General features: G+C 46.4%; 20 protein-coding genes, 2 tRNA genes and 1 pseudogene. 16 read left to right on the forward strand and 7 right to left on the reverse strand.

Translation table 11 applies throughout. The annotated features are described in order from the left end of the window. Nucleotides 1-9: 9 nt before the first annotated feature. Both frr and rsmA read right to left on the reverse strand, forming a co-directional pair. The gene (gene frr, locus FO447_RS08235) at nt 10-570 is read right to left on the reverse strand and encodes a ribosome recycling factor (protein ID WP_006847159.1); all 561 of its coding nucleotides are present in this window, start codon (nt 568-570) and stop codon (nt 10-12) included. A 90-nt stretch (nt 571-660) separates the two neighbouring features. Further along, entirely contained in the window at nt 661-1,473 is an 813-nt protein-coding gene (gene rsmA, locus FO447_RS08240) for a 16S rRNA (adenine(1518)-N(6)/adenine(1519)-N(6))-dimethyltransferase RsmA (RefSeq protein WP_117691713.1), read from the reverse strand. A 228-nt stretch (nt 1,474-1,701) separates the two neighbouring features. Between rsmA and FO447_RS08245 the strand changes: the two genes are divergently transcribed. From FO447_RS08245 to FO447_RS08260, 4 genes are all read left to right on the forward strand, one after another. Further along, a complete protein-coding gene (locus tag FO447_RS08245) occupies nt 1,702-2,694 on the forward strand; it encodes a lysylphosphatidylglycerol synthase transmembrane domain-containing protein (protein ID WP_006847157.1) in 993 nt (330 codons plus the stop codon). 95 nt (nt 2,695-2,789) lie between these two features. Continuing rightward, a complete protein-coding gene (locus FO447_RS08250; protein WP_117727448.1) occupies nt 2,790-4,253 on the forward strand; it encodes an aminoacyl-histidine dipeptidase in 1,464 nt (487 codons plus the stop codon). A 318-nt stretch (nt 4,254-4,571) separates the two neighbouring features. Beyond that, on the forward strand, nt 4,572-5,498 hold the full coding sequence (locus FO447_RS08255; RefSeq protein ID WP_022121433.1) for a magnesium transporter CorA family protein: 927 nt from the start codon (nt 4,572-4,574) through the stop codon (nt 5,496-5,498). Nucleotides 5,499-5,733: 235 nt separating this feature from the next. Further along, a complete protein-coding gene (locus FO447_RS08260) occupies nt 5,734-7,503 on the forward strand; it encodes a DUF349 domain-containing protein (RefSeq protein ID WP_200756030.1) in 1,770 nt (589 codons plus the stop codon). A gap of 120 nt (nt 7,504-7,623) precedes the next feature. On the opposite strand, the gene FO447_RS08265 is transcribed toward FO447_RS08260, so the two are convergent. Together FO447_RS08265 and FO447_RS08270 are read right to left on the reverse strand one after the other, a co-directional pair. Next, nucleotides 7,624-7,694: transfer RNA gene (locus tag FO447_RS08265), tRNA-Gln, on the reverse strand. Between the two features lie 25 nt (nt 7,695-7,719). Beyond that, nucleotides 7,720-7,790, reverse strand: a tRNA-Gln gene (locus FO447_RS08270). 212 nt (nt 7,791-8,002) lie between these two features. On the opposite strand from FO447_RS08270, the gene rsfS reads away from it, so the two are divergent. The 3 genes from rsfS (at nt 8,003) to FO447_RS08285 (ending at nt 11,401) form a co-directional block, all read left to right on the forward strand. Continuing rightward, complete coding sequence (rsfS, locus tag FO447_RS08275) at nt 8,003-8,362, forward strand: ribosome silencing factor (RefSeq protein WP_117586022.1); 360 nt, start codon at nt 8,003-8,005, stop codon at nt 8,360-8,362. A gap of 70 nt (nt 8,363-8,432) precedes the next feature. Beyond that, entirely contained in the window at nt 8,433-10,523 is a 2,091-nt protein-coding gene (ftsH, locus tag FO447_RS08280) for an ATP-dependent zinc metalloprotease FtsH (protein WP_117691719.1), read from the forward strand. A gap of 11 nt (nt 10,524-10,534) precedes the next feature. After that, a complete protein-coding gene (locus FO447_RS08285; RefSeq protein ID WP_022121429.1) occupies nt 10,535-11,401 on the forward strand; it encodes a phosphatidate cytidylyltransferase in 867 nt (288 codons plus the stop codon). 476 nt (nt 11,402-11,877) lie between these two features. On the opposite strand, the pseudogene lpxB reads toward FO447_RS08285, so the two are convergent. Both lpxB and surE read right to left on the reverse strand, forming a co-directional pair. Then, nucleotides 11,878-13,017, reverse strand: a pseudogene (gene lpxB, locus FO447_RS08290) (lipid-A-disaccharide synthase); the annotation flags it as partial. Further along, a complete protein-coding gene (gene surE, locus FO447_RS08295; protein WP_153114148.1) occupies nt 13,014-13,778 on the reverse strand; it encodes a 5'/3'-nucleotidase SurE in 765 nt (254 codons plus the stop codon). The gene surE and the pseudogene lpxB, both read right to left, overlap by 4 nt. Before the next feature lie 100 nt (nt 13,779-13,878). Here surE and FO447_RS08300 point away from each other — a divergent pair, with 100 nt between their 5' ends. From FO447_RS08300 to FO447_RS08325, 6 genes are all read left to right on the forward strand, one after another. Continuing rightward, the gene (locus tag FO447_RS08300; protein WP_117586026.1) at nt 13,879-14,643 is read left to right on the forward strand and encodes a ParA family protein; all 765 of its coding nucleotides are present in this window, start codon (nt 13,879-13,881) and stop codon (nt 14,641-14,643) included. 56 nt (nt 14,644-14,699) lie between these two features. Next, nucleotides 14,700-15,611 carry a ParB/RepB/Spo0J family partition protein gene (locus tag FO447_RS08305; RefSeq protein WP_022121424.1) on the forward strand — a complete coding sequence of 304 codons (912 nt, stop codon included), beginning with the start codon at nt 14,700-14,702 and terminating at the stop codon, nt 15,609-15,611. Between the two features lie 56 nt (nt 15,612-15,667). Beyond that, a complete protein-coding gene (locus FO447_RS08310) occupies nt 15,668-16,354 on the forward strand; it encodes a DUF5683 domain-containing protein (RefSeq protein WP_117691774.1) in 687 nt (228 codons plus the stop codon). An 80-nt stretch (nt 16,355-16,434) separates the two neighbouring features. Next, the gene (locus tag FO447_RS08315) at nt 16,435-17,793 is read left to right on the forward strand and encodes a lytic transglycosylase domain-containing protein (RefSeq protein ID WP_118078744.1); all 1,359 of its coding nucleotides are present in this window, start codon (nt 16,435-16,437) and stop codon (nt 17,791-17,793) included. Nucleotides 17,794-17,858: 65 nt separating this feature from the next. Then, nucleotides 17,859-20,144 (forward strand): RelA/SpoT family protein, encoded by a 2,286-nt coding sequence (locus FO447_RS08320; RefSeq protein ID WP_118066048.1) that lies wholly within the window; start codon nt 17,859-17,861, stop codon nt 20,142-20,144. Nucleotides 20,145-20,279: 135 nt separating this feature from the next. Next, nucleotides 20,280-21,269: a pectinesterase family protein gene (locus tag FO447_RS08325; protein WP_200756032.1), complete on the forward strand. Its 990-nt coding sequence runs from the start codon at nt 20,280-20,282 to the stop codon at nt 21,267-21,269. Between the two features lie 65 nt (nt 21,270-21,334). Here FO447_RS08325 and FO447_RS08330 read toward each other — a convergent pair whose 3' ends face one another. Beyond that, nucleotides 21,335-21,682 (reverse strand): MerR family transcriptional regulator, encoded by a 348-nt coding sequence (locus FO447_RS08330; protein WP_022121419.1) that lies wholly within the window; start codon nt 21,680-21,682, stop codon nt 21,335-21,337. A 177-nt stretch (nt 21,683-21,859) separates the two neighbouring features. On the opposite strand from FO447_RS08330, the gene alaS reads away from it, so the two are divergent. The 3 genes from alaS to FO447_RS08345 all read left to right on the forward strand — a co-directional run bounded on the left by alaS (nt 21,860) and on the right by FO447_RS08345 (nt 26,560). Beyond that, nucleotides 21,860-24,523 (forward strand): alanine--tRNA ligase, encoded by a 2,664-nt coding sequence (gene alaS, locus FO447_RS08335; RefSeq protein WP_200756033.1) that lies wholly within the window; start codon nt 21,860-21,862, stop codon nt 24,521-24,523. 172 nt (nt 24,524-24,695) lie between these two features. Then, entirely contained in the window at nt 24,696-25,208 is a 513-nt protein-coding gene (locus tag FO447_RS08340) for a gamma carbonic anhydrase family protein (RefSeq protein WP_117691729.1), read from the forward strand. Nucleotides 25,209-25,354: 146 nt separating this feature from the next. After that, nucleotides 25,355-26,560 (forward strand): ATP-binding protein, encoded by a 1,206-nt coding sequence (locus tag FO447_RS08345; RefSeq protein WP_117691731.1) that lies wholly within the window; start codon nt 25,355-25,357, stop codon nt 26,558-26,560. Nucleotides 26,561-26,709: the final 149 nt, after the last annotated feature.

The following is a 26,709-nucleotide window of genomic DNA, read 5'->3' on the forward strand; positions in this document are numbered from 1 at the left end:
CAGAATGATTTAGACTGTCATGATTTCCTTCTCCTTCTCGTCCATCAGGTTTTCGAGCTGCTTGATGTACTTGTCGTGGAGTTTCTGCAAATCGTTCTCAGCATCCTTTTCCAAGTCTTCAGAAAGTCCATCCTTGATAGCTTTCTTCAACTTCTCCTTGATTTCCTGGCGCACGTTGCGCACCTCAATCTTAGCACGCTCAGCAATCTTATTACACTGCTTTACGAGTTCCTTACGGCGTTCACCTGTTGGCTGAGGAATACCCAGACGTACGATTTCGCCATTGTTCTCTGGAGTGATACCTACACCACTATCCATAATAGCCTTTTCGATATCCTTGATAGCCTTTTTGTCCCAAGGGCGGATAGCGATAGTACGGGCATCAGGGGTTGTAACTGTAGCTACCTGGTTCAGAGGAACCATACTGCCATAACTATTTACGCGCACACCATCGAGGATGGCTACATTAGCACGACCAGCACGAACATGAGAGAGTTCCTCTGCGAGATACATTGCTGCCATCTCCATACGCTCTGCTGCAGAATTCAAAGTTTCTTTAACGTCTATCATAATTATTTCAATTTATAATTTACAATTTATAGTTTATAGGGCATTCTAGCTATATAGCGTAGCCCCCTATCAACTTTTAACTATTAACTATTAACTCTTAACTATCCCCAATCTCTTGAGTTCTTCGCCCACATAGTTGGTGAGTTCTACAAACTGCTGGATAGTGAGCTGTTCAGGGCGCTTGGTCATAATGTCGGTGGTATAGAAATCCTCGCGTGGGGTTACACCCGGGAACATCTGCTTGAGGCTTACACGGAGCATCTTGCGACGCTGGTTGAAGACAGTCTTTACCAGACGCTTAAACAGTTTTTCATCACAGCCAAGGTCAGTCACCTTGTTACGAGTCATACGGATTACCGCACTCTTTACCTTTGGTGGTGGGTTGAACACATTCTCATCTACCGTAAAGAGATATTCCACATCATACCATGCCTGGATGAGCACACTGAGGATACCATAGGCTTTGTTACCTGGTTCTGATGCCATACGCAATGCCACCTCGCGCTGAATCATTCCGGTACAGCAAGGAATGAGATCCTTGTAATCGAGCATCTTGAAGAATATCTGCGATGAGATATCGTATGGATAATTACCTGTCAGTACAAACTGCTTTCCATCGAATATCTGGTTCAAATCCATTCTCAGGAAGTCTTCACCGATAATATTATCCTTGAGTGTCGGGAAATTCTCATGAAGATACGCCACCGACTCCGAGTCGATTTCCACTGCCTTGACGGGTCTTGGTTTCTCTACGAGATATTGGGTAAGAACGCCCATACCTGGTCCGATTTCGAGAACAGGTATATCCGGGCAGGCATCCACCGTATCGGCGATGCGCTTTGCTATATTGAGGTCGGTCAAGAAGTGCTGACCGAGATTCTTCTTAGGCTTTACAGCTTTCATATCTTATCTTTATATTATATATTTTGCAAAAATACGATTATTTTTTGAGAATCCACACGAAGTATGCATTTTTTTTTATCTTTTTGGGTAAAAAAGGGAAAGTGTCACTTGTTTCTTAAAAAAAAGGCTATACTTTTAGCCATAAATGGCGCCCAAGCGTTTATTTATGCTAAAAATATGCAGATTCGAACGATATTGTCAATAAAAGTATTATCTTTGCATCTAATTATGGATATAAAGAAGATAGCAAACAACATATGGAAGGTGGCTTTGTCGCTCATTCTGGGTGGCGCCATCCTTTATTGGATGTATCGCGGATTCGACTTCAAGCAAGTAGAAGATGTTCTGCTTCACAAGATGAGTTGGACCTGGATGCTGCTGTCGTTCCCTTTTGGCATCTCTGCCCAGGTGTTCAGAGGATGGAGATGGAAACAGTCGCTGGAACCATTAGGCGAGAAGGCCCGCTCCAGTATCAGCATCTACTCCATCTTCCTGTCCTATGCTCTGAGTCTTGTAATTCCTCGTGCGGGCGAGTTTGCCAGATGCGGCGTATTGAAGAAATGGGATGATGTTTCGTTTCCGAAAGCCTTGGGTACCGTCGTTACTGAAAGAGCCATCGATTCACTCCTCGTGCTGCTAATTACGGCGCTGGTCTTTGTGATGCAGATTCCGGTATTCCTCAATTTCTTTGAGAAAACAGGTACGAGCATGGACAGTTTACTCTGCCAGTTTACAGCCACAGGTTACATTGTGACCGCTATCTGTGGCATAGCAGTACTCATCCTGGCTCACTATCTGCTCAAGCGACTCGCTATATATAATAAGGTGAAAGCAACACTGGGAGGACTCTGGCAAGGTATCATCTCGCTGAAAGGTGTCAGAAATGTACCGCTCTACATCGCCCTTACACTGGGCATCTGGTTGAGCTATTTCTTCCACTACTATCTCACCTTCCAATGCTTCGAGGCAACCTCCCATCTCAATCTGATGTGCGGTCTGGTAACATTTATCGTGGGCAGCATAGCGGTCATCGTACCAACGCCTAACGGAGCCGGACCTTGGCATTTTGCCGTCAAGACAATGCTCATACTCTATGGCATTCAGGCAAACGATGCCCTCTTCTTCGTTCTCATCGTACACTCCGTGCAAACCCTGCTTGTAGTCCTTTTGGGAATCTATGCCTGGATAGCACTGGCGTTTACCGGGAAAGTTAAAAGATAAAAGTTAAGAGTTAAAAGTTAATAGTTGATAGCGGCTACGCCGTATAGCGAGAATGCCCTATAAACTATTAACTATAAATTTTAAATTAAATAAATATGGCTGACATTAAGAATTTGAACCCAGTTGAAATCTGGCGTAACTTTGACAAGTTAACACAAGTTCCACGTCCATCAGGACATTTGGAAAAGATTCAGGCTTATTTGCTCGATTGGGCAAAAGAAGCAGGTGTAGAGGCATTCCAAGACCCAGCAGGCAACATCGTGATGCGCAAACCTGCTACTCCAGGTATGGAGAACCGCAAAGGCGTTATTATGCAGGCGCACATGGACATGGTTCCTCAGAAAGCACCAGACAGCAAGCATAATTTTGAAACTGACCCTATCGAAACCATCATCGATGGCGACTGGGTACGTGCTAATCATACAACACTCGGTAGCGACGACGGACTTGGCGTAGCTACCATCATGGCAGTAATGGAGTCAAAAGATTTGCAGCACGGTCCTATCGAGGGCTTGATTACCGCCGACGAAGAGACAGGCATGTATGGTGCCAACGATCTCCCAGCAGGCGAACTGAACGGCGACATTCTCTTGAACTTCGATACCGAGGTTTGGGGCGAGTTCGTTATCGGTAGCGCTGGCGGTATCGACATCACAGCAACTCTCGATTATAAAGAGGTAGAAACCGACAAGGAAGATGCTGCCGTTAAGGTAACCCTCAAGGGATTGAAGGGCGGTCACTCCGGTATCGAAATCAACGAAGGCAGAGCGAATGCCAACAAATGCATGGTTCGTTTCGTGCGTGAAGCTATTTCAGAACTCGATGCCCGTCTAGCTTCATGGCAGGGCGGCAACATGCGCAATGCCATCCCATTCCAGGCTGAGGTTGTTCTGACCCTGCCTAAGGAGAACATTGAAGCTTTGAATGACCTGGTAGCAGACTGGAAGGACGAAATCTGTGATGAGTTCGAAGGCATTGAAACAACTGAGAACATCGAGTTCTTCACTGAGAATGTAGAGACTCCTAAGATGCAGGTTCCTGCCGAAATCCAGGATAATCTTGTAGATGCAATCTACGCTTGCCACGATGGTGTATTGCGTATGGCTCCATCTATGCCTGAAATCGTAGAGACCTCTTCAAACCTCGCAATCGTTGAGATTGGTGAAGGCAAGGCTGCCATCAAGATTCTGGCCCGTTCCAGCCACGAATACTACAAGATGTATCTTGCCACAATGGTAGAAAGCTGTTTCAACATGGCAGGCATGAAGGTTGAATTCAGCGGCAGCTACATGGGATGGAACCCTAACCCTAAGAGCGACATTCTGGAACATGTATTGAAGGTTTACAAAGAGCAGAACGGCACAGACGGTAAGGTACAGGCTGTTCACGCAGGTCTGGAGTGCTCTATCATCCTGAGCAAGTATCCTAACCTCGATGTCGTATCATTCGGCCCTACTCTTCTTAGTCCTCACACAGCCAATGAGCGTTGCCAGATCAGTTGCGTAGCTCCTTTCTGGAACCTCGTCAAGCAGCTCCTGACAGAGATTCCTGCAAAGTAAAAAATGGGGAACGAAATTACAAAAAGATAAAAAAAGAAAGCCGAGAGTGAAAATTCTCGGCTTTTTTGTTCCAGTTTTCAAAAGAAATCATTACCTTTGCAGTCGATTTCGCAAGTCTTGTAAAATCTCTGTAGCAGATTATACAAATTCACTTGCATAAGTTTCATTAAAATAACACCAAAATGGACGATTATCACGCGGAGAACAATAATGAATTGTAAGGCGTGGAGATTCAGCAACGATGAAGCCTTTCAGTAGGCCGTACCCAAGCGCTAGTCTCCATACCCCAAACTTTTATTATGTGGAGATTAGCAAACTATGAAGACTTATTGGAATATAGACAAGAATCTGACTGTACTCAATGAGTGGCAGCCAAACTGCTGGATACAAGTAACATGTCCAACTGATGAAGACCAGCGCTTGCTGGAAGAAGAATTCAAGATCCCTGATTATTTCCTCTCGGATATCAGCGATACTGATGAGCGTGCCCGCTATGAATATGACGATGGCTGGATGCTCATCATCCTCCGTATCCCTTATGTCAAGGAAATACGCAGCCGTACCCCATACACCACCGTGCCTCTGGGTATCATCCATAAGCGCGATGTTACCATCACCGTATGCTATTATGAAACCAATATGATGATTGATTTCGTAAGCTACCAGCAGAAGCGCAGCGAGGGGTTCACCGACTATGTAGACATGACCTTCCGTCTCTTCCTTTCATCAGCGGTTTGGTATCTGAAGCGATTGAAACAGATCAATTCGCTCATAGAAAAGGCAAAACGAAACCTCGATCATGGTGTGAACAATGAGAGCCTGATTGGCCTGAGCCGCCTACAGGACTCCCTTACCTACTTCATCACCTCTATCCGAGGCAACGAGAATCTCCTGTCTAAGTTGAAGTTCAAGCTGCAGGTGGACGAACTTGATGCCGACCTCATCGAAGACGTAAACATCGAGATGACACAGGCACGCGAAACCACAAGCATCTACTCCGACATTCTGGAGTCGACGATGGATACCTATTCGAGCATCATCAACAACAACATGAATACCACGATGCGTACCCTGACCAGTATCAGTATCGTCATGATGTTGCCTACGCTGATTTCCTCATTGTTCGGTATGAACTTAATCAACGGTATGGAAGACAGCCATTACGGATTTGCCATTGCCCTGGTTATCTCCGTGCTCGTTTCTGCACTTTCATGGGGCTTCCTCAGATACAAGCGCCTGCTCTAAGCATATACCACTCTGATATGCATTAAGGAGCCTGAAAGAGCACATAAAACGATGATTAGCAAGAAAAAGGCTATTATAAATACAAAAAAAATTAAAAAATCGAATATCATGGCATGATATTCGATTTTTTTTTTTAAGTTTGCAACTTATTAATAATATAATTTTGTATGGGGCCGAATTGCGGATAAGCGACTACCGGCCCAAGAAACTCGAATCATAAACTAAACAAAGTGACATGATGGACTCTCAAGAAAAAGCTCTGTTGCAGCAGAGCACCCTGGAAGACCCTGCCAAGAAGGCTTATGCCACCAAGCAGGAAGTGCTCGAAAGAGTAAAGGAAATCGCTCATAGCAGCGAAAATCCAAACAAGGAGGAACTCGACCTACTCAAGACTACTTTCTACAAGATTCATCTCGCAGAAAGAGACGCACAGATGAAAGAGTATCTCGCAAAAGGCGGTGACCCAGAGAAGTATATCCTTCTACCGGATGACACCGAAGAAGCCTTCAAGGCTGAGATGCAACTCATCAAGGAGAAAAGAGCCAAAATCTTCCTGGCACAAGAAGAAGAAAAACAAGATAATCTCCGCAAAAAAGAGGAAATTATCGAAAAGATAAAGGCCATGACCACCTCACCGGAGGAGGCCAACAAATCATATCAGGACTTCAAGGCCTTGCAGCAGGAATGGAAGGAAATCAAAAACATCCCTGCAGACAAGGCAAACGAGGTATGGAAGAACTATCAGCTCTATGTAGAGCAGTTCTACGACATGCTCAAGTTGAACAGCGAAGCTCGCGAATATGACTTCAAGAAGAATCTTGAAGCCAAGACCCAACTCTGCGAGGCTGCAGAGAAGCTCAATGAAGAAGAGGATGTTATTTCTGCCTTCCACCAGCTTCAGGACCTCCACCAGCAATATCGCGAAATCGGTCCTGTTGCCAAGGAGTTGAGAGAGCAGATTTGGGAACGCTTCAAGGCTGCCAGCACTGTTATCAACAAGAAGCACCAGCAGCACTTCGAAGACCTGCGTGCCAAGGAAGAGGAAAACCTCGCCAAGAAGACTGCCCTCTGCGAAAAGGTAGAGGCTGCCAACCAAGGAGAATACAAGACTGCCAAGGACTGGGAAAAGGTTACCCAGGAAATCATAGAGATTCAGAAAGAGTGGCGCACTATCGGTTTTGCCCCTCAGAAGATGAACGTCAAGATTTTCGAGCGTTTCCGCATCGCCAACGATGAATTCTTCAACAAGAAGGCAGAATTCTTCAAAGGACTGAAAGATACCTACTCTACCAATCTCGAAAAGAAACAGCAACTCGTAAACAAGGCAAAGGAACTGGCTGACAGTACAGACTGGAAGAAAACTGGCGACAAACTCATCGCTCTCCAGAAAGAATGGAAGAAGGTGGGTACCGTACCTCATAAACAAGGCGAATTGCTCTGGAAGGAATTTCTGGATACCTGCAACAAGTTCTTCGAAGCCCGCAACAAGCAGAATGCCGGTTCACGCAGCGAGGAACATGCCAATCTGGACAAGAAGCGCAACATTATTGCCCAGCTCAAGGAACTTGTAGTTGCAGAGATTTCAGACAACGATTTCCAAAAGAAGCTCAAAGATCTTGCCAAGCAATACAGTGCAATCGGACACGTTCCTTTCAAAGAGAAAGACAAGGTCTATAAAGAGTATCATGAGGCTATCGATGCAGCCTACGAGAAACTTCACGCCACCAACGCAAAGCGCCACTTCGACAACTTCAAGAACAACTTGAAGAATGTTGCCAAGGAAGGCGGCAATGCACTCGGCAATGAGCGTGGTAAACTCTTGCGCCGCTACGACCAGTTGCGCAGCGAGATTACTACCTACGAGAACAACCTCGGTTTCTTCAATACGGCCAGCAAGAAGGGCAACAGCCTGGTAGAAGAAATGAACCGTAAGATTGAGAAACTCAAGGCTGACCTCGAAATGGTAAAGCAGAAAATCAAGGCTATTGATGCCGAGAAGAAATAAATACAATAAACCCCAGGGCTTTCGCCCTGGGGTTTATTGTTATGAATACTCCATAAAACAGAATTCCTATAAACAAAAAAAAAACACCTTTCATTACTGAAAGATGCCTTACCGTATGAGTTGGGATACCCGGACTCGAACCAGGAATGACAGGACCAGAATCTGTAGTGTTACCATTACACCATATCCCAAACTTAAAATAGAACTTTTTGATTGTTGGGATACCCGGACTCGAACCAGGAATGACAGGACCAGAATCTGTAGTGTTACCATTACACCATATCCCAATATCAGCAAAAGAGATGTTCATTTCTCAATTGCGAGTGCAAAGGTACTAGTTTTTTTTGAACCTACAAAATTTTTCGGCACTTTTTTCTAAAAAAAACGCAATTTCTTTAATTTTCCACATTTTTTTTGCCTTTTAAGTCGATTTTCCATTATAATAATGTATCTTTGCAGAAAAATAGAGAATATAAATTAAGTAAGAAAGAAAAGATAAATGAACACAGTTAAACAACTCGTAGAGACTATTAAAGAAGGTATACAAGAAAAGAAAGGTCAAGACATTGTTATCGCCGACCTGACAGAAATTGATGGAAGCATTGCCAAGTACTTCATCATCTGCCAGGGAGGAAGCCCTACTCAGGTTGAAGCTATCGCAGGTTCTGTGGGAGACATCGTGCGCAAGAATCTGAAAGAAAAACCTGTAAATGTAGCAGGTCTCGGCAACGACCAGTGGGTGGCAATGGACTTTGTCGACGTATTAGTACACATTTTTCTTCCGGAAGTACGTGCTTATTACGACCTCGAACATTTATGGGAGGATGCAAAACTTACCCATATACCTAATCTCGACTAGTCAGTCTCTCCCATCCTACATGATGGATCAGACAATGTTTTTCGACTAAAAGTTATACATATAAAATAAAATGGAACAAAGCAATAATATGAAGCCTCGTGGCAATGGCGGACCAAAGATGCCACGATTTAATATGACCTGGCTTTTCACCATCTGCCTCATCACCATGATTATCCTCTTCTTTACAGGAGGAGGCGATGCGATTGGAGGCAGCGCTGCCAAGGAAGCCACATACACCCAGTTCAAACAGTATGTAGACAAGGGTTATGTGCTCAGTGTTGTGGCCAATAAAACAGAAAGCACCCTCAAAATATACATCAACCCGAAATATACGCGCGATGTATACAATATGCCGGCAAAGTCTGTAGGTCCTAACCCATACGTAAAAGTACAGTTCGGCTCGGTTGACGAAGTGGAACGCTATGCCAACCAGATGTTGAAGGAAAAGAAGATACGCTCCTTCAGCTACGACAACCAGAAGGATAACGACTTCTTAAGCACGCTCTTCAATCTGGCACCTCTGCTCTTCTTCGTATTCTTCATCCTTTGGATGTCTGGAAGATTCAGCGGCGGTATGGGCAGCGGCGGTATGGGCGGCGGCATCTTCAGCGTGGGCAAAAGCAAAGCTAAGATGTACGAAAAGGGAAATGCCATCGGCATCACCTTTAAGGATGTGGCCGGACAGGAAGGTGCCAAGCAGGAAGTGAAGGAAATTGTAGACTTCCTGAAAAACCCACAAAAATATACCGACTTGGGTGGTAAGATTCCAAAGGGAGCCCTTCTCGTAGGCCCTCCGGGAACTGGTAAGACCCTCTTGGCTAAGGCTGTTGCCGGCGAGGCTGGCGTACCTTTCTTCTCCATGAGCGGTTCCGACTTCGTTGAAATGTTCGTAGGTGTAGGTGCCTCACGTGTACGCGACCTGTTCCGCCAGGCTAAAGAGAAATCACCTTGTATCATCTTTATCGATGAGATTGATGCTGTAGGCCGTGCCCGCAGCAAGAACCCAGCCATGGGTGGTAATGATGAGCGCGAGAACACCTTGAACGCTCTCCTTACAGAGATGGATGGTTTCGGCACCAACAGTGGTGTCATCATCCTTGCTGCTACCAACCGTGTAGACATGCTCGACAGCGCCTTGCTCCGTGCCGGACGTTTCGACCGCGAAATTCACGTAGATCTCCCTGGTTTGAACGAACGTAAGGCAATCTTCCTGGTTCATCTCAAACCTATCAAGATAGACGAAACAGTAGATGTTGATCTACTGGCCCGTCAGACTCCAGGATTCTCGGGTGCAGATATTGCCAACGTTTGTAACGAGGCAGCCCTTATTGCTGCACGCCACGACAAGAAGGCTGTTTGCAAACAGGATTTCCTCGATGCAGTAGACCGTATTGTAGGCGGTTTAGAGAAGAAGACTAAGGTGATGACTGCCGACGAAAAGCGTAGCATCGCTCTCCACGAAGCAGGCCACGCAACCATCTCATGGTTCTGCCAGTATGCCAACCCTCTCATCAAGGTTACCATCGTACCTCGTGGTCAGGCTCTCGGTGCTGCATGGTATCTGCCAGAAGAGCGCCAGATAACCACCAAGGAACAGATGCTCGACGAGATGTGTTCATTAATGGGTGGACGTGCCGCAGAAGAACTCTTCACCGGTCATATTTCATCAGGAGCCATGAACGACCTGGAGCGCGCCACAAAGAGTGCTTATGGTATGGTAGCTTATCTCGGTATGAGCAAGACGTTGCCAAACATCTGCTTTTACAACCGGAACGAATATGCATTCCAGCGTCCGTACTCTGAGTCTACAGCCCGCGAGATAGACCAGGAAGTTCTGAAGATTGTCAACGAGCAGTATACCCGTGCCAAGAACATTCTGATGGAGCACAAGGAAGGCCACAATGCCTTAGCAGAGCTCCTGATCAAGAAAGAGGTGATTATGGCAGAAGACGTAGAACATATCTTTGGCAAGCGCCCTTGGTTGAGCCGTTCGCAGGAAATCATGGAAGACGAACAGCCTAAGATTGACGATGACGCCGTAAAGGAACTTCCTGAAGTTCAGGCTGCCATCAAGGAGCATGAAGAGAACCAGAAGAAGAATGCAGATTCTGATGAGACTTCCAAGAAGGATGAAGGTTCGGAAGAAAACAAGAACGAATAAAACAAACCGATATGACTGACAAACAGAAGAATCTAGTGATAAGATCCATCACAGGCGTATTTTTCGTGGTGTGTATGGTATCTTGCTTTCTCAATCCCAGGGCAATGGTTATCCTGTTCGCCCTCATTACAGGATTGAGCATCTGGGAGTATTGCGGATTAGTTAACCAGAAGGAGAATGTTACGGTAAACCGTTTCATCAGCACCGTGGCGGGTGTTTACTTCTTCCTTGCCGTGGCTGGTTTCCGCATGGGCATTGTGGGCAATTTCGTGGTTTTCGTACCTTATCTGCTCACCATCCTCTATCTCTTCATCAGTGAACTGTATACGGGCAATAAGGATGCCATCAACGATTGGGCTTACACTATGCTCTCTCAGTTGTACATCGCCTTGCCTTTCTCGATGATCAATGTATTGAGTTTCGAGACATCAGCCTTCGATGGTCAGATACATTACGACATGCTGTTGCCTTTGAGCATTTTCATTTTCCTCTGGACCAATGATACCGGTGCCTATTGCAGCGGTTCGCTTTTCGGCAAGCATAAGCTCTTTCCTCGCATCAGTCCAGCCAAGAGTTGGGAAGGCAGCATAGGCGGAGGCATATTCGTACTGATAGCAGCAGGCATTATCGGCTATATTGCCAATGATGGGGAAGCCCACCGTCTCAGCATTCTCGGTTGGGAAGGTTTAGGTCTGGTTGTGGTATTCTTCGGCACATGGGGCGATTTGGTAGAAAGCCTCTTCAAGCGTACCCTCGGAGTAAAGGATAGTGGCAACATCCTGCCAGGACATGGAGGCATGCTCGACCGCTTCGACTCTTCGCTCATGGCGATACCGGCAGCAGTAATCTACCTATACACCATCCAGTTGTTTGGATAATACATCTTTTATGAGATAAAGGCCAAGCCTATAGTTTGGTCAAGCACAAAGAAAGGCAGGGATTCCTCAAAGAACCCCTGCCTTTCTTTTTCATATACCATAAAAACGCAAGTAGCTCCGATGGATCACGTAAGTACTTGCGATGACCCATGAAAAAGCTATACACCTTTTTCCTGTTCTTCTTCAAAGCGTTCACCCTTCTGGGCTTCCCACGCCTCATGCTGCGCCTGGGCAGCACGCTGCTGAGCCTCACGTGCCTTAGCCTCAGCAGCCAGTCGGGCTTTTTCTGCCCTTATTCTTGCCAGTTCAGCCTCTTCTTCTGCCCGTTTCTGCGCCGCCAAAGCTTCCTCTTCGGCACGTTTCTTAGCAGCCTCGGCTTCAGCTATCGCCTTCTGTCGCGCACGTTCTGCAGCCTCAGCTGCAGCTTTGGCTTCAGCTTCAGCACGCTCACGAGCCATACGGAGAAGCATTTCCCTACGCTTAACCAGAAGATCAAACATGATGCCCGCAGCCTCATCCGGCGCAACCTTATCGCCTAACTGAGTTCGAACTTCCTGATATTCTGCCAACATCTTATCCCTGCCAGGTTCTCCCGGAAGAATCTGATAAAGTTCGTTGGCAATACCATCAACCGTAAAGCGGTCGGCAAGCATCTCCGGCACAATCTCCTTATTGGCGATAAGATTCACCAGCGAGATAAACTTCACCTTGATGATATGCTTGAAACCGAAACGGATGAGATGAGGTACAGGCGTTTCATAACATACCACCTGAGGCACATCGAAAAGAGCCGTCTCTAAAGTTGCAGTACCACTGGTAACAAGAGCTGCCGTAGCATGCGACAAGAGCGGATAAGTCTTGTTACGCACCAGTTTGACAGGTGTACCTTTGATAAACTTCTCATAGTAAGCATCGTCTATCGAAGGAGCACCGGCAAGCACCATCTGATAATCTTCAAAACGCTCAGCCACCTCAATCATCGCCGGCAGATTGTCTTTGATTTCCTGCAGACGGCTTCCTGCCAGCAAAGCGATAACAGGACGATAGGTGTCAAGATTATTCTCCTGACAGAATTCCGTAAAACTCTGATGATATCCCGACCTGAACTCCCCTACTTCCTGAGCCGTAGGATTACCTACATAGTGAATAGGATAACGGTGCTTCTTTTCGAAGAACGGCACCTCGAATGGCAAGATTGAGAAGAGTTCAGCAATATCACGTTTAATGCTGCGGATCCGCCACTCCTTCCATGCCCATATCTTAGGAGAAATGTAATAACAGGCAGGGATATTGGTGTTCTTTTTCAAGAACTTAGCTATCTTGAGATTAAATCCCGGATAATCTACCAGTATCACTACATCCGGTTTCCATTTCACAATATCTTCCTTGCATCTCTTCATGTTCGAAAAGATGGTACCCAAATGTAGCAGTACAGGCACAAAACCCATATAAGCCAACTCCTTAAAATGCTTGACGCGAGTGCCACCTTCAGCAGCCATCAAATCACCACCGAAGAAACGGAATTCAGCAAACTCGTCTATTTTTTTCAACGAGCGCATCAATCTGCTGGCATGCAAATCTCCACTAGCCTCGCCTACTATCAGGTAATACTTCATAATTCAAAATTCTTTAACCAATCATAATCCGTTACATCAATCTTAGTTGGGGTAATAGCGATGTAACCATGATTCACAGCCCACTGGTCGGTATCCGTTGCCTCCGGTTCGTCATTACGGTATTCACCCACCATCCAATAATAATCATATCCATGCGGATGAGTGCGATGATCCACCTCATTGATCCAGGAGCCATGAGTCATCCGGCAACCCTTGAAACCCTTGAACGGAGGCAAAGCCGGGAAGTTGACATTCAGACAGGTATATTCTGGCAATCCCTTCTCCAGCACCATCTTAACAACCTTCAGCACCCCATCGCGCAAAGGAGTGAGATCAGCATTTTCATCATAATTGCAACTGCTGAAGGCTATGCTTGGAATATGCTGCATACAGCCCTCCTTAGCTACGCCCATAGTTCCCGAATAATGATTATTCACGCTCGAATTGTCACCATGATTGATACCGCCGATAATCAGATCAGGCTTGCGATCTGCAAGAAACTGATCCAACGCCAGTTTCACACAGTCAACCGGTGTGCCGCTACATGACCAAACCTCAACATCATTCCCCATATTGTGGCGACGCTTCAGGCGCAAGGGAGTAGTAGCCGAGAAGGCACAGGCGAATCCCGAACGGGCACTTTCCGGTGCTACAACCAGCAGGTCGCACCAGTCTTTCAGAAAGTTCACCAGGGTCTTGATTCCATTGGCATGATAGCCATCATCATTCGAAATTAATACTAACGGTTTCTTATTTTCCATAAAAATATCTTTCTTTTTGGTGCAAAAGTACGAAAAAACCTTTAAAGATAGCGACTTTCTCACAATATTTTTGTATCTTTGCCGAAAATTTACTAAGAAAATGGGAAAAATCATCGCATTAGCTAACCAAAAAGGCGGTGTAGGAAAGACTACTACCACCATTAACTTGGCAGCATCGCTTGCCACGCTAGAGAAAACTGTACTCGTAGTGGACGCCGACCCACAGGCAAACGCTTCCAGTGGATTGGGCGTGGACATCAGCGAGGTAGACTGCTCGCTCTACGAATGCATCATCGACCATGCAGACGTGCGCGATGCCATCTACACCACCGACATTGATGGACTCGACATCATTCCTAGTCATATCGACCTGGTAGGTGCCGAGATAGAAATGCTGAATCTCAAAAATCGCGAAAAGGTGATTAAGACATTACTGCAGCCTATCCGTGACGAATACGACTACATCCTGATAGACTGTTCGCCTTCGCTCGGCCTCATCACCGTCAATTCGTTGACGGCAGCTGACAGTGTCATCATCCCAGTCCAATGTGAATATTTCGCTCTTGAAGGTATCAGCAAATTACTCAACACCATCAAGATCATCAAGAGCAAGCTGAATCCGAAACTCGAGATAGAAGGTTTCCTGCTCACCATGTATGATAGTCGTCTACGCCTTGCCAACCAGATATACGACGAGGTGAAACGCCACTTCCAGGAATTGGTGTTCAAGACCGTAATCCAGCGCAACGTGAAGCTGAGCGAGAGTCCGAGCCATGGTCTCCCAGTTATCCTTTACGATGCAGAAAGCAATGGAGCCAAGAACCATCTGGCCTTGGCAAAGGAGATTATCAACAAGAATAGTTAAGATTTGGAAATTGAACCCTTTTAGAAAGTTCAATGTCCAAAATTAAAAGTAAAAAAATGGCAGTACACAAGAAATACAACAACGGTACAAAGAGTAACGCTTTAGGACGCGGACTCGATGCCCTCATCTCTACCGAGGGAGTGCGCACCCAGGGCAGCAGTACCATCAATGAAATTCCTCTCGACCAGATTGAGGCGAATCCCAATCAGCCACGCCGGGAGTTTGACGACGAAGCCCTACATGAGCTCGCCGAAAGCATCAAGGCCATAGGCATCATCCAGCCTATCACCTTAAGACAGGTTTCAGAAAACAGATTCCAGATTATCGCCGGTGAACGCCGCTGGCGCGCTTCACAACTTGCGGGGCTGACAGCTATCCCTGCATACATCCGCACCATCAGCGATGAGAACGTAATGGAAATGGCGCTCGTAGAGAATATCCAGCGCCAAGACCTCAACGCCATAGAAATAGCACTCGCCTACGAACACCTTCTGGAAAACGAGGGTATGACACAGGAGAAAATTTCAGAACGTGTGGGCAAGAGCCGTGCAGCTATCGCCAACTATCTGCGACTGCTCAAACTCCCTGCCCAGGTGCAGATGGCACTACAGAAGAAAGAAATCGACATGGGTCATTGCCGTGCCCTACTGGCCCTCGACTCACCTTCGCTGCAAATCAAGTTGTTCAAGGAGATACAGAAGAACGGCTACTCAGTAAGAAAGGTTGAAGAGATGGTACAGCGACTCAAGAGCGGAGAAGACATCGAGAGCGGTAAGAAAACCATCACGGCTAAGGCTCAGATGCCTGAGGAATTTACACAACTCAAAAACCGCCTGTCACAGTTTCTCAATACCAAAGTGCAGTTCACCTGCTCTGCTAAGGGCAAGGGAAAAATCAGCATTCCATTCGCCAACGAAGAGGAGCTGGAGCACATCATGAATGTTTTCGATCAGTTAAAGCAAGAATAAAAGTGAAACTCAGTATATCACAAATCTGTTTGGCAACCCTGCTGCTTCTGGCACCGATGGGCGCACAGGCACAGAAGTCGAAACAAAAAAAACAAGTGACCGATGTGCCAACCATTGCATCAGCCGACTCGGCAAAAATAGCCATCGACTCGATGCTTACCGCACAAGACAGCAGCAAACTGGCAAGCCTCACCCAACCAGCAAAGCCTGTACGCAAAAAGCGCAACTGGGCAACCTGGCGACCTGATACCAAGCGTGCCATGTGGTTGGCACTTGTATTACCTGGTGCCGGACAGATATACAATCGCAAATATTGGAAACTGCCTTTCATCTATGGCGGTTTCGTAGGCTGTACATACGCCATCACCTGGAACAACCAGATGTATCACGACTATTCGCAAGCCTACATGGATATTATGGACGATGACCCCAACACCCAGAGCTACAATCAGTTTCTGCACTTGGGCGCCCAGATCAACGAATCGAACATAGAACGCTATAAGGAAATCTTCCGCAAGCGAAAAGATAAATATCGCCGTTGGAGAGACTTGGGAACCTTCGTCATGATAGGCATCTATGCCTTCTCTGTGATTGATGCCTACGTAGATGCATCGCTCTCGGAATTTGACATCTCCGATGATCTCTCGCTCAGAATAGAGCCTACCATGCTGAATAACGGCAACAAGACTGCCAATCCGCTGCGGTCTGGAAGCCTCGGCGTAAGTTGCTCACTCACATTTTAATGAGTGAGGAGTTAGAATACACCTATATATATTATAACGCAAAATAGAAATTAGAAACATAGACGAGATAAAACATCAATATGAAGAAAATACTAGTCATGGCAGCAGCGATGCTGTTCAGCTTACAAGGCATTCATGCCCAAACCGACGTTACAGAAGAAACAGATAACGATGATATCATCACCGTTACCGACAAAGACGGAAAGCAGGAGGAAATCGAAGTACCTGAGGGAATGGAAGATAACCTCGACAGCCTGCTCCACCTTTACAATGCACAGACTTACATGATGGCAGATACAACCTGCAAATACCGCGATGTAAACCCTGTCTTCGAGAAGGAAGTGTATATCGACCGTCTGAAGAGAATGCCTACCATCATCGAAATGCCATACAATGAGGTTGTACAGAAATTCATAGACCGATACAGCGGCAAACTACGCCGTTCGGTAAGTTTTATGTTGGGAGCAAGTAACTTCTACATGCCTATCTTCGAAGAGGCATTAGAGGCTTACAACCTGCCACTGGAATTGAAATATCTGCCAGTTATCGAATCGGCACTCAACCCTAAAGCAGTATCACGCGTTGGTGCCACAGGTTTATGGCAGTTTATGCTGCCTACCGGCAAGCGATATGGACTGGAAGTAAACTCACTCATCGATGAACGCCGCGACCCGGTAAAAGCATCCTATGCAGCCGCTCACTATCTGAGCGACCTGTACAAAATATTCGACGATTGGAGTCTCGTGATTGCAGCTTACAACTGCGGTCCAACCAATATCAACAAGGCCATCCATCGTGCAAAAGGCAACGCCGACTACTGGAACATCTATCCATATCTGCCAAAGGAAACACGTGGATATGTACCAGCTTTCATCGCTGCCAACTACATCATGAACTACTACTGCGATCATAACATCTGCCCTATGGTAAGCGAACTGCCAGTAAAGACAGACACTATCGTAGTATCAAAAGATATCCACCTGGAGCAGATTTCCAAAGTGCTGAACATCAACATCGAGCACCTGCGCAATCTGAATCCACAGTATCGTCATGATATCATCAACGGATTGAACCATCCGATGGTATTACGTCTTCCATCTACCCTCATCGGTAGTTTCATCGACCAGCAGGACAGCATCTGTGCTTACAGAGCCGATGAACTCTTCCTGAAGCGCGCTACAGTAGATGTCAACGATGCACAGCCTACCTATAGCCGCCCACGAAGCAGCTACAGTCGCCACAGCGCTTCTTCACGCAGCAAGAAGAGCAGTAAGCGAGGCAGAAACAGAAAACAAGGCAGCAAGAGTGTAACCATCAAGAATGGTGATACCCTTTCTGAAATAGCAGCACGCCACGGAACAACCGTTAAGAAACTGCGCAAACTGAACGGCATCAAGGGTAACAGTATCCGTGCCGGAAAGAAAATCAAAGTGAAATAAAAGAACTACGTACGCTGTAGTTTTTTCAGTCTAATTAAGAACATTATTTATTGGAGGGACCCACTATGGATGACCAGAACTTGAAAGACCTCGAAAGAGAGCAGGCTGATAACCAGTTGATTGGCGATGCCTTTCAACACCTGCTTGACACCTACCTGAGTTCACGACACCGCAAGAAGGTAGATATAGTGACCAAGGCATTCAACTTCGCCCGACAGGCGCACAAAGGTGTGCGCCGCCTCTCGGGCGAACCATATATCATGCACCCTATCGCCGTGGCTCAGATAGCCTGCGAGGAGATGGGGCTCGGCTCAACGAGCATCTGTGCCGCACTGCTTCATGATGTGGTAGAAGATACCGACTACACAGTAGAAGATATCTCAAACATCTTTGGAGCCAAGGTGGCACAAATCGTTGATGGACTCACCAAGATCAGTGGTGGAATCTTCGGCGATAAGGCATCCGCACAGGCAGAAAACTTCAAAAAGCTATTGCTCACTATGAGCGATGACATCCGTGTTATCCTTATCAAGATTTGCGACCGCCTGCACAACATGCGCACGCTGGAATCGCAACCGGCCAACAAACAATACAAGATTGCGGGCGAAACCTTGTATATTTATGCACCTCTCGCCAACCGATTGGGCTTGAACAAAATCAAGACCGAACTCGAAGACCTCAGCTTCCGCTACGACCATCCACAGGAGTATGCCAATATTGAGCACAAGCTTGCCGATACCGAATCGCAGCGCGATACCCTCTTCGAGAGTTTTACTGCACCTATCCGCGAAGAACTCGACAAGTTAGGCGTAGAATACAAAATCAAAGCACGCGTGAAGAGCCCTTATTCTATTTGGAACAAGATGCAGAACAAGCACGTTACCTTCGATGAGATTTACGACATTCTTGCTGTGCGCATCATCTTTACGCCAAAGGTGAGAGCAAACGAAGTAAACGAATGCTTCAATATCTACGTAGCCATCAGCAAAATCTACAAGAGCCATCCAGACCGTCTGCGCGACTGGTTGAACCATCCGAAAGCAAACGGTTATCAGGCACTCCACGTTACCCTGATGAGTAAGCAGGGAAGATGGATAGAAGTGCAGATCCGTTCCGACCGTATGGACGAGGTAGCAGAAAAGGGATTTGCTGCCCACTGGAAATACAAAGAAGGAAACGAAGGTGAATATACAGAAGATGAGAACGAGCTGAACGACTGGCTCAGCACCATCAAGGAGATTCTGGACGATCCGCAGCCGGATGCCATGGACTTCCTCGATGCCATCAAGCTGAACCTCTATGCTTCAGAAATCTTCGTCTTCACACCAAAGGGAGAAATCAAGACGATGCCGGCAGGCTGTACTGCCCTCGACTTCGCCTTCCAGATTCATACCTTCCTGGGCAGCCACTGCATTGGAGCCAAGGTAAACCATAAGCTGGTTCCGCTGAGCCATAAGCTGCAAAGTGGCGACCAGGTTGAGATTCTTACTTCCAAGAGCCAGCATGTACAGGAAGAATGGGTCAACTTCGTCAGTTCGGCCAAGGCAAAGAGCAAGATTCTTGCCATCCTGCGCCGCGATTCACGAGAGGTTCAGAAGAAGGGAGAAAACATACTCACCGAATGGCTCAAGAAGAACAGCATCGAGATGAGTGCGTCGGTGGTAGACCGCCTATGCGATTTTCATAATATCCAGAAGCCTGAAACCCTCTTCCAGTCATTGGGAGACCATCAGATTATCCTGGGCGATAAAGACTTCGATGAGTTGCAGGGCAAGCCTAAGAAACAGCAGGCCAGCAGCTGGCGCAATTATATCCCATTCCTGGGCAAGAGCAAGGAGAAGGCTCCAGAAAAAGGCATCGTAAAACCTCAGGATCTTTTCGTGGTGGGCAAAGACTTCAACAAGAAGAAGCCACTCATCCTGACCGAGGAGAATATCAACCAGTTTATCTTCCCTAGCTGCTGCCATGCGATTCCTGGCGATGACGTTATGGGCTTTATCGACAACAAGAACCGCATCGAAATACATAAGCGCTCTTGCAGCATAGCAGCCAAACTGAAGTCCAGTTTCGGCAACCGCATCGTAGATGCCAAATGGGATATGCACAAGCAGATACTCTTCGATGCTACCATCGAAATCAAGGGTATCGATCGTAAGGGCATGCTGCTGGATGTAAGTAAGGTGATTAGCGACCAGTTGGGTATCAATATCCACAAGATAACAATCAGTAGTGATAACGGCATCTTCGACGGAACAATCGAACTCCGTATTCACGACCGCGAAGAAGTCAAAACCATTATGAATCAACTCCGAAATATTGATGATCTGCAGGAAGTACAGAGAATCCTATAAGTTAGGAGTTTATGATAATAAAGAAAAGATAAATAATAGAGAATCGCCGGATTTTAAACCTGGCGATTCTCTATGAAATCATACAGATTTCAACATCTTATAAAACAGATTCAAAACAACAAGCTTAAAAACAATATGAAAAAATTATTCTTATCATTTTTAATGATGTTGACCCTGTTGCCTCTGGCAGCAGCCAACAAGTATGACAACCCAGATACCCTGGTAGTATCCCGTGACGGAACAGGCGAATTCCGCACCATCGACGAGGCCATCGAAGTGTGCCGCGCCTTCATGGACTACACCAAGGTAATCTATGTAAAGAAGGGAGTTTACAAGGAGAAGCTCATCATCCCAACCTGGCTCACCAACATCACCATCTGCGGTGAAGACCGTGACCAGACTATCATCACCTGGGATGACCACGCCAACATCCTGATGCCTATCGGCGGTCTTGACTCCGAGGCAGCAGCCAAAGGCAAGAAGATGGGCACCTTCCGCACTTACACCCTCAAGGTGCAGGGCAACTATATCACGCTGAAGAATATCACTATCGAGAACAATGCCGCCAAACTGGGACAGGCAGTGGCTCTCCACATCGAAGGCGACCATATTCTGGTACAGAACTGCCGACTCTTGGGAAATCAGGACACCGTATATACAGGCAGAGCAGGCTCTCGCATCGCCTTCTACGACTGCTACATCGAGGGTACCACCGATTTCATCTTCGGTCCTAGTCTGGCATGGTTTGAGAATTGTGAGATTCACAGCAAGGCCGACAGCTACATTACAGCCGCATCAAGCCCAGCCGGTCAGAAATACGGCTATGTGTTCAACAAGTGCAGATTAACAGCAGCCGATGGTGTAAAGAAAGTATATCTGGGTCGTCCTTGGCGTCCGTTCGCCAAGACTCTCTTCATGAATTGCGAGATGGGCAGCCACATCCGTCCTGAGGGTTGGCACAACTGGAACAACTCTAAGAACGAAGAAACGACAGAATATAGCGAGTACAAGAACCATGGTCCAGGTGCCGCCACCAAGGGCAGAGTAGCCTGGAGCCATCAGCTGAGCAAGAAAGAAGCTGCTAAAGTTACCATCAAGAATGTCTTCGGCGAAGAAGCGTGGTAACCCACCATCCCCTAACCTTTCAACTAATCATAAAGTTCAAAGCTCAAAGTTCAAAGCTCAAAGTCTTAAACCAGTCCATCGAGCTGCTTTTTGAGTTCTTTGAGCTGGTCTCTTACAGAAATAAGGGTGTCGAGAACTTCAGAAGATTTCTCGGCACCCGTTCTGTTTTGGTTCAGATACTTACGGGCAGCCGCAATCTTCAATCCCTTCACCTTGATAAGGTTGTAGATGAGCCTTACCTGCTCAATATCCTTATCGGTATACTGGCGCACTTTGTTGCCAGCAACCTTCGGTTTGAGAAAAGGAAACTCCTTTTCCCAATATCTCAACGTAGAGTCGTTTAGACCAAACATTTCACCTACTTCCTTGATAGAATAGTACAATTTCGTTGTTTTATCTGGAATTATTGCCATTTTTTCCGTCTTTAATTTCAAAAATAATTAATTTAGTTGCAAAATTAAACAATTCTTCTTATCTTTGCAAAGATTTTCGGAAGAAAATGCCCTAAAGGGCAAAAATATTTTCTGAGAGGACTCTCAATCCCCTCTCCAAAACAGGAAAAAGAAATTAAAGATAAATATAAAAAAGATATGATGACAGCTAATGAAGTGCGCGAATCCTTCAAGAAATTCTTCGAAGGTAAAGGCCACAAGATTGTTCCATCAGCACCTATGGTTATCAAGGATGACCCAACGCTGATGTTTACAAACGCTGGTATGAACCAGTGGAAAGACATCATCCTCGGTACAAAAGACCCAGGCAAGGATGTTCGTCGTGTTGATACTCAGAAATGTCTCCGTGTAAGCGGTAAGCACAACGACCTCGAAGAGGTGGGTCACGATACTTACCACCACACCATGTTCGAGATGCTCGGTAACTGGAGCTTCGGTGACTACTTTAAGGAGGGTGCCATTGATTTGGCATGGGAGTATCTTACTGAAGTTTTGAAGCTCAACCCTGCCGATCTCTATGTTACCGTATTCGAGGGTAGCAAGGAGGAAGGTCTGGAACGCGACAACGAGGCTGCAGGTTACTGGGCTAAGCACGTGCCAGCCGACCACATCATCAACGGTAACAAGCACGACAACTTCTGGGAGATGGGCGAAACAGGTCCTTGCGGTCCTTGCTCAGAGATTCACGTGGATTCTCGTACTCCAGAGGAGAAGGCTCAGGTGCCAGGCCGTGAGTTGGTAAACAAGGATAACCCTCAGGTCATCGAAATCTGGAACATCGTGTTCATGCAGTACAACCGCAAGGCTGATGGTTCTCTCGAACCTCTCCCAATGCACGTTATCGATACAGGTATGGGCTTCGAGCGCTTGGTTCGCATGTTGCAGGACAAGCACTCTAACTATGATACAGATATCTTCCAGCCAATCATCAAGGAAATCGAGGCTATCTCTGGCAAGAAGTATGGCTTCACTACTCCTACTGGTGAGAATGGCGAGGGCAAGGATGAGCAGGAGAAGATTGATATCGCTATGCGTGTCTGCGCCGACCACCTCCGTGCCGTAGCCTTCTCTATCGCCGATGGTCAGTTGCCAAGCAACGCCAAGGCAGGTTACGTAATCCGACGCATCTTGCGCCGTGCCGTACGTTACGCTTACACATTCCTCGGCCAGAAGCAGGCATTCATGTACAAGCTCGTCAATGTATTGGTAGAGCAGATGGGTGCAGCCTTCCCAGAGTTGCCAGCTCAGCAGGAGCTCATCACCCGCGTGATGAAAGAGGAAGAGGATTCATTCCTCCGCACCTTGGAGAAGGGTATCAACCTCCTCAATGGCGATATGGACGAGCTCAAGGCTCATGGCGAGACTCAGCTTGACGGCGTGAGCGCATTCCGCCTCTTCGATACATACGGTTTCCCTCTCGACCTGACAGAGCTTATCTGCCGTGAGAATGGTTACACCGTAGATGCTGCAGGCTTCGACGAGGAGATGAAGAAGCAGAAAGAGCGTGCCCGCAATGCTGCTGCCGTAGAGAATGGCGACTGGGAGGTTTTGAAGGAAGGTGACCAGAACTTCGTAGGTTACGACTATACAGAATATGAGTGCCACATCCTGCGCTACCGCAAGGTGACTCAGAAGAAGAACTCTTTCTATGAGTTGGTACTCGACAACACTCCATTCTATGGTGAGATGGGTGGACAGGTTGGCGACAAGGGTGTACTCGTTAGCGAGAATGAGACCATCCAGGTTATCGACACCAAGCGCGAGAACAACCAGAGTATCCACATCGTAAAGGAGTTGCCAAAGGATGTAAACGCTGATTTCATGGCTTGCGTAGATATCGAGAACCGCGAGGGAAGTGCAGCCAACCATACAGCTACCCACTTGCTCGACTACTGCCTGAAGCAGGTTTTGGGCGAGCACGTAGAGCAGAAGGGTTCTTATGTAGATAAGGACACCTTGCGTTTCGACTTCTCTCACTTCCAGAAGGTAACTGATGAGGAGCTCCGCAAGGTAGAGCACATGGTAAACAAGATGATCCGTGCCGACTATCCATTGGATGAGCACCGCGATACTCCTATCGAGGAGGCTAAGGAGCTTGGCGCTATCGCCCTCTTCGGCGAGAAGTATGGCGACAAGGTTCGTGTGGTTCGCTTCGGTCCATCTGCTGAGTTCTGTGGTGGTATTCATGCCAAGAGCACAGGTAAGATTGGTTTCTTCAAGATTATCTCTGAGAGCAGCGTAGCAGCCGGCATCCGCCGTATCGAGGCTTTGACAGGCAAGGCTTGCGAGGAGGCTATCTACGGCTTACAGGATACCATCGTAGCCTTGAAGGGTTTGTTCAACAACGCCAAGGATCTCGAAGGTGTCATCAGAAAGTACATCGACGAGCACGATGCCTTGAAGAAGGATGTTGAGAAGTTCCAGGCTCAGGCTGTAGAGCGTGCCAAGGATAAGCTTGTAGAGAATGCAAAAGAAATCAATGGTGTGAAGGTTGTTACAGCCGTATTGCCAATGGAGCCAGCAGCTGCCAAGGATTTGGTATTCAAGGTTCGTGAGGCATTGCCAGAGAACATGATCTGCGTGGTAGGTTCTGTTTATAACGACAAGCCTATGCTCAGCGTAATGTTCAGCGATGATATGGTTAAGGATCACGGTTTGAACGCAGGTAAGATGATTCGCGAAGCTGCCAAGTTGATTCAGGGCGGCGGTGGCGGTCAGCCTCACTATGCTCAGGCTGGCGGTAAGAACAAGGACGGCTTGAGCGCTGCAGTAGATAAGGTTGTAGAGTTGGCTCAGCTGTAATCAGCTTCCACAAATGAATATATGATAGAGTTATCTTAACTCTTATATATAATAAGGTATAAAGGGTTGCAATCCATCTTTTCGAGGATTACAACCCTTTTTCTGTATAAATGCTGCGTATGATTTCAATATTTTTGCTACCTTTGCACCCAAATTTAAATATATATTCAATATGGCTATTATAAAGACAGTAGAGGGAAAGACTCCTCAATGGGGAAAGAATTGTTTTATCGCTGAGAATGCCGTACTGACCGGCGACTGTATCCTTGGTGATGACTGCAGCATCTGGTATAGTGCGGTATTGCGCTCTGACGTGGATGCCATCAGATGTGGAAACAGGGTAAATGTGCAGGATTGCGCCTGCATCCATCAAACCGGTACGATGCCTTGCATTCTGGAGGATGATGTATCAGTGGGACATGGTGCCATCGTTCATGGAGCTACCGTTAGAAAAGGTGCTCTCATCGGTATGAATGCCACCGTGCTAGATAAGGCTGATATCGGTGAAGGAGCTATCATTGCTGCAGGTGCTGTAGTTACCCATGGCACCAAGGTTCCTGCACATGAGATTTGGGCGGGTATTCCAGCCAGGAAAGTAAAGGTCTGCGCTCCAGGACAAGCCGAGGAGTTTGCCAAGCATTATTCCGGCTACATCAAAGACTGGTATCTTAAGGAAGATAAATAATCACTTTATGATTATCATAAAATGAGAATAAAACGTCATTTTTTATCTTTTATAGAAGATAAAAGCAAAATATTTAGGATTTTCATCCATTATAAAAGATAAAAATCGTATATTTGCAGAAAATTTCATTTATAAATGATAAAAATATGGCAACTATTATTCGTCAATCATATATCGACAAGATAGAAAGGTATCTTGGAAAGGAGACCATCATCGTATTAGTAGGTCAACGTCGTGTAGGTAAAAGCTGCATGATGAAAATGATTCGTGACCGCAAGAAGGCAGATGACTGCAACAATATCATCTTTATAGATAAGGAGAAAAGAGAGTTTGACAACATTCAGACCTATCAGGATCTCAACGACTATATCGGAGAGCACTTTTTATCCGATAAACATAACTATATCCTTATCGATGAGATACAAGACATCAGGGAATTTGAACGCTCCATCCGAAGTTATCGCACAGAACCCAACACCGACATTATCATCACAGGTAGCAATGCTCGCATGCTGAGCAATGAACTGAGCACACTCATCGGTGGCAGATATAAGGAAATCTATATCCAATCGCTGAGCTATAACGAGTTTCTGGAATTTCATCAACTATCAGATAATGACGAAGCACTTGCTCTGTACATTCAGTATGGTGGTCTGCCTGGTCTGGCAAAGATAGGTCTTGAAGAGGATGATGCACGTGAATATCAAATGGATATTTACCATACCGTCTTACTTAAGGATGTCATTATGCGCAACCAGATAAGAAACGTGCCATTCTTAGAGAATTTAGTACGTTTTCTCGCAGACAACACCGGTAAGTTGATTTCCGCCAACAGTATCGCCAAATATATGAAATCACAAGGCGAATCTATAACGTCCACGGCTATCATCAATTACATTTCCTTCCTTTGTGAAGCCTATATCCTACACAAGGTGAACCGCTATGACATCCACGGCAAACGTATCTTTGAAACCAACGATAAGTTTTATTTTGAAGACAACGGCATTAGAAATGCCATTGCCGGGGGAACACGTGAAGGAGACATCGAGAAAGTGATAGAGAATATCATCTATCAGAACCTCATACGCTTGGGCTATCAAGTTTATGTAGGCCAACTGCAAGCTGGAGAAATCGACTTTGTTTGTACCAAGCCAGGAGGCGAACGCATCTACGTGCAAGCTTCCTATATCATAGCCGACGATGCAACCAGAGAGCGTGAGTTTGGCAATCTCCGTGCCATCAAGGACAACTACCCGAAGTACGTTATCTCCATGACCCCTCTGCTCACCAAAAATGATGATGACGGCATCACGCACCTGCATCTTCGCAAATTCCTGACAGAAGGAATATAAAAACGATAGAGCAAAACTATTACATAGCCATTGCCATAACCTTCGGGGCACTCTCAACGGTAATCAATTGCGCACACAGTGTATTCGCATTTTGAACCCCCAAAAATCCTTAATGACCGAAAATGACCGTGACCTTAATGACCGGAATT

This window comes from Segatella copri (genome assembly GCF_015074785.1).
Taxonomy (GTDB): Bacteria; Bacteroidota; Bacteroidia; order Bacteroidales; family Bacteroidaceae; genus Prevotella.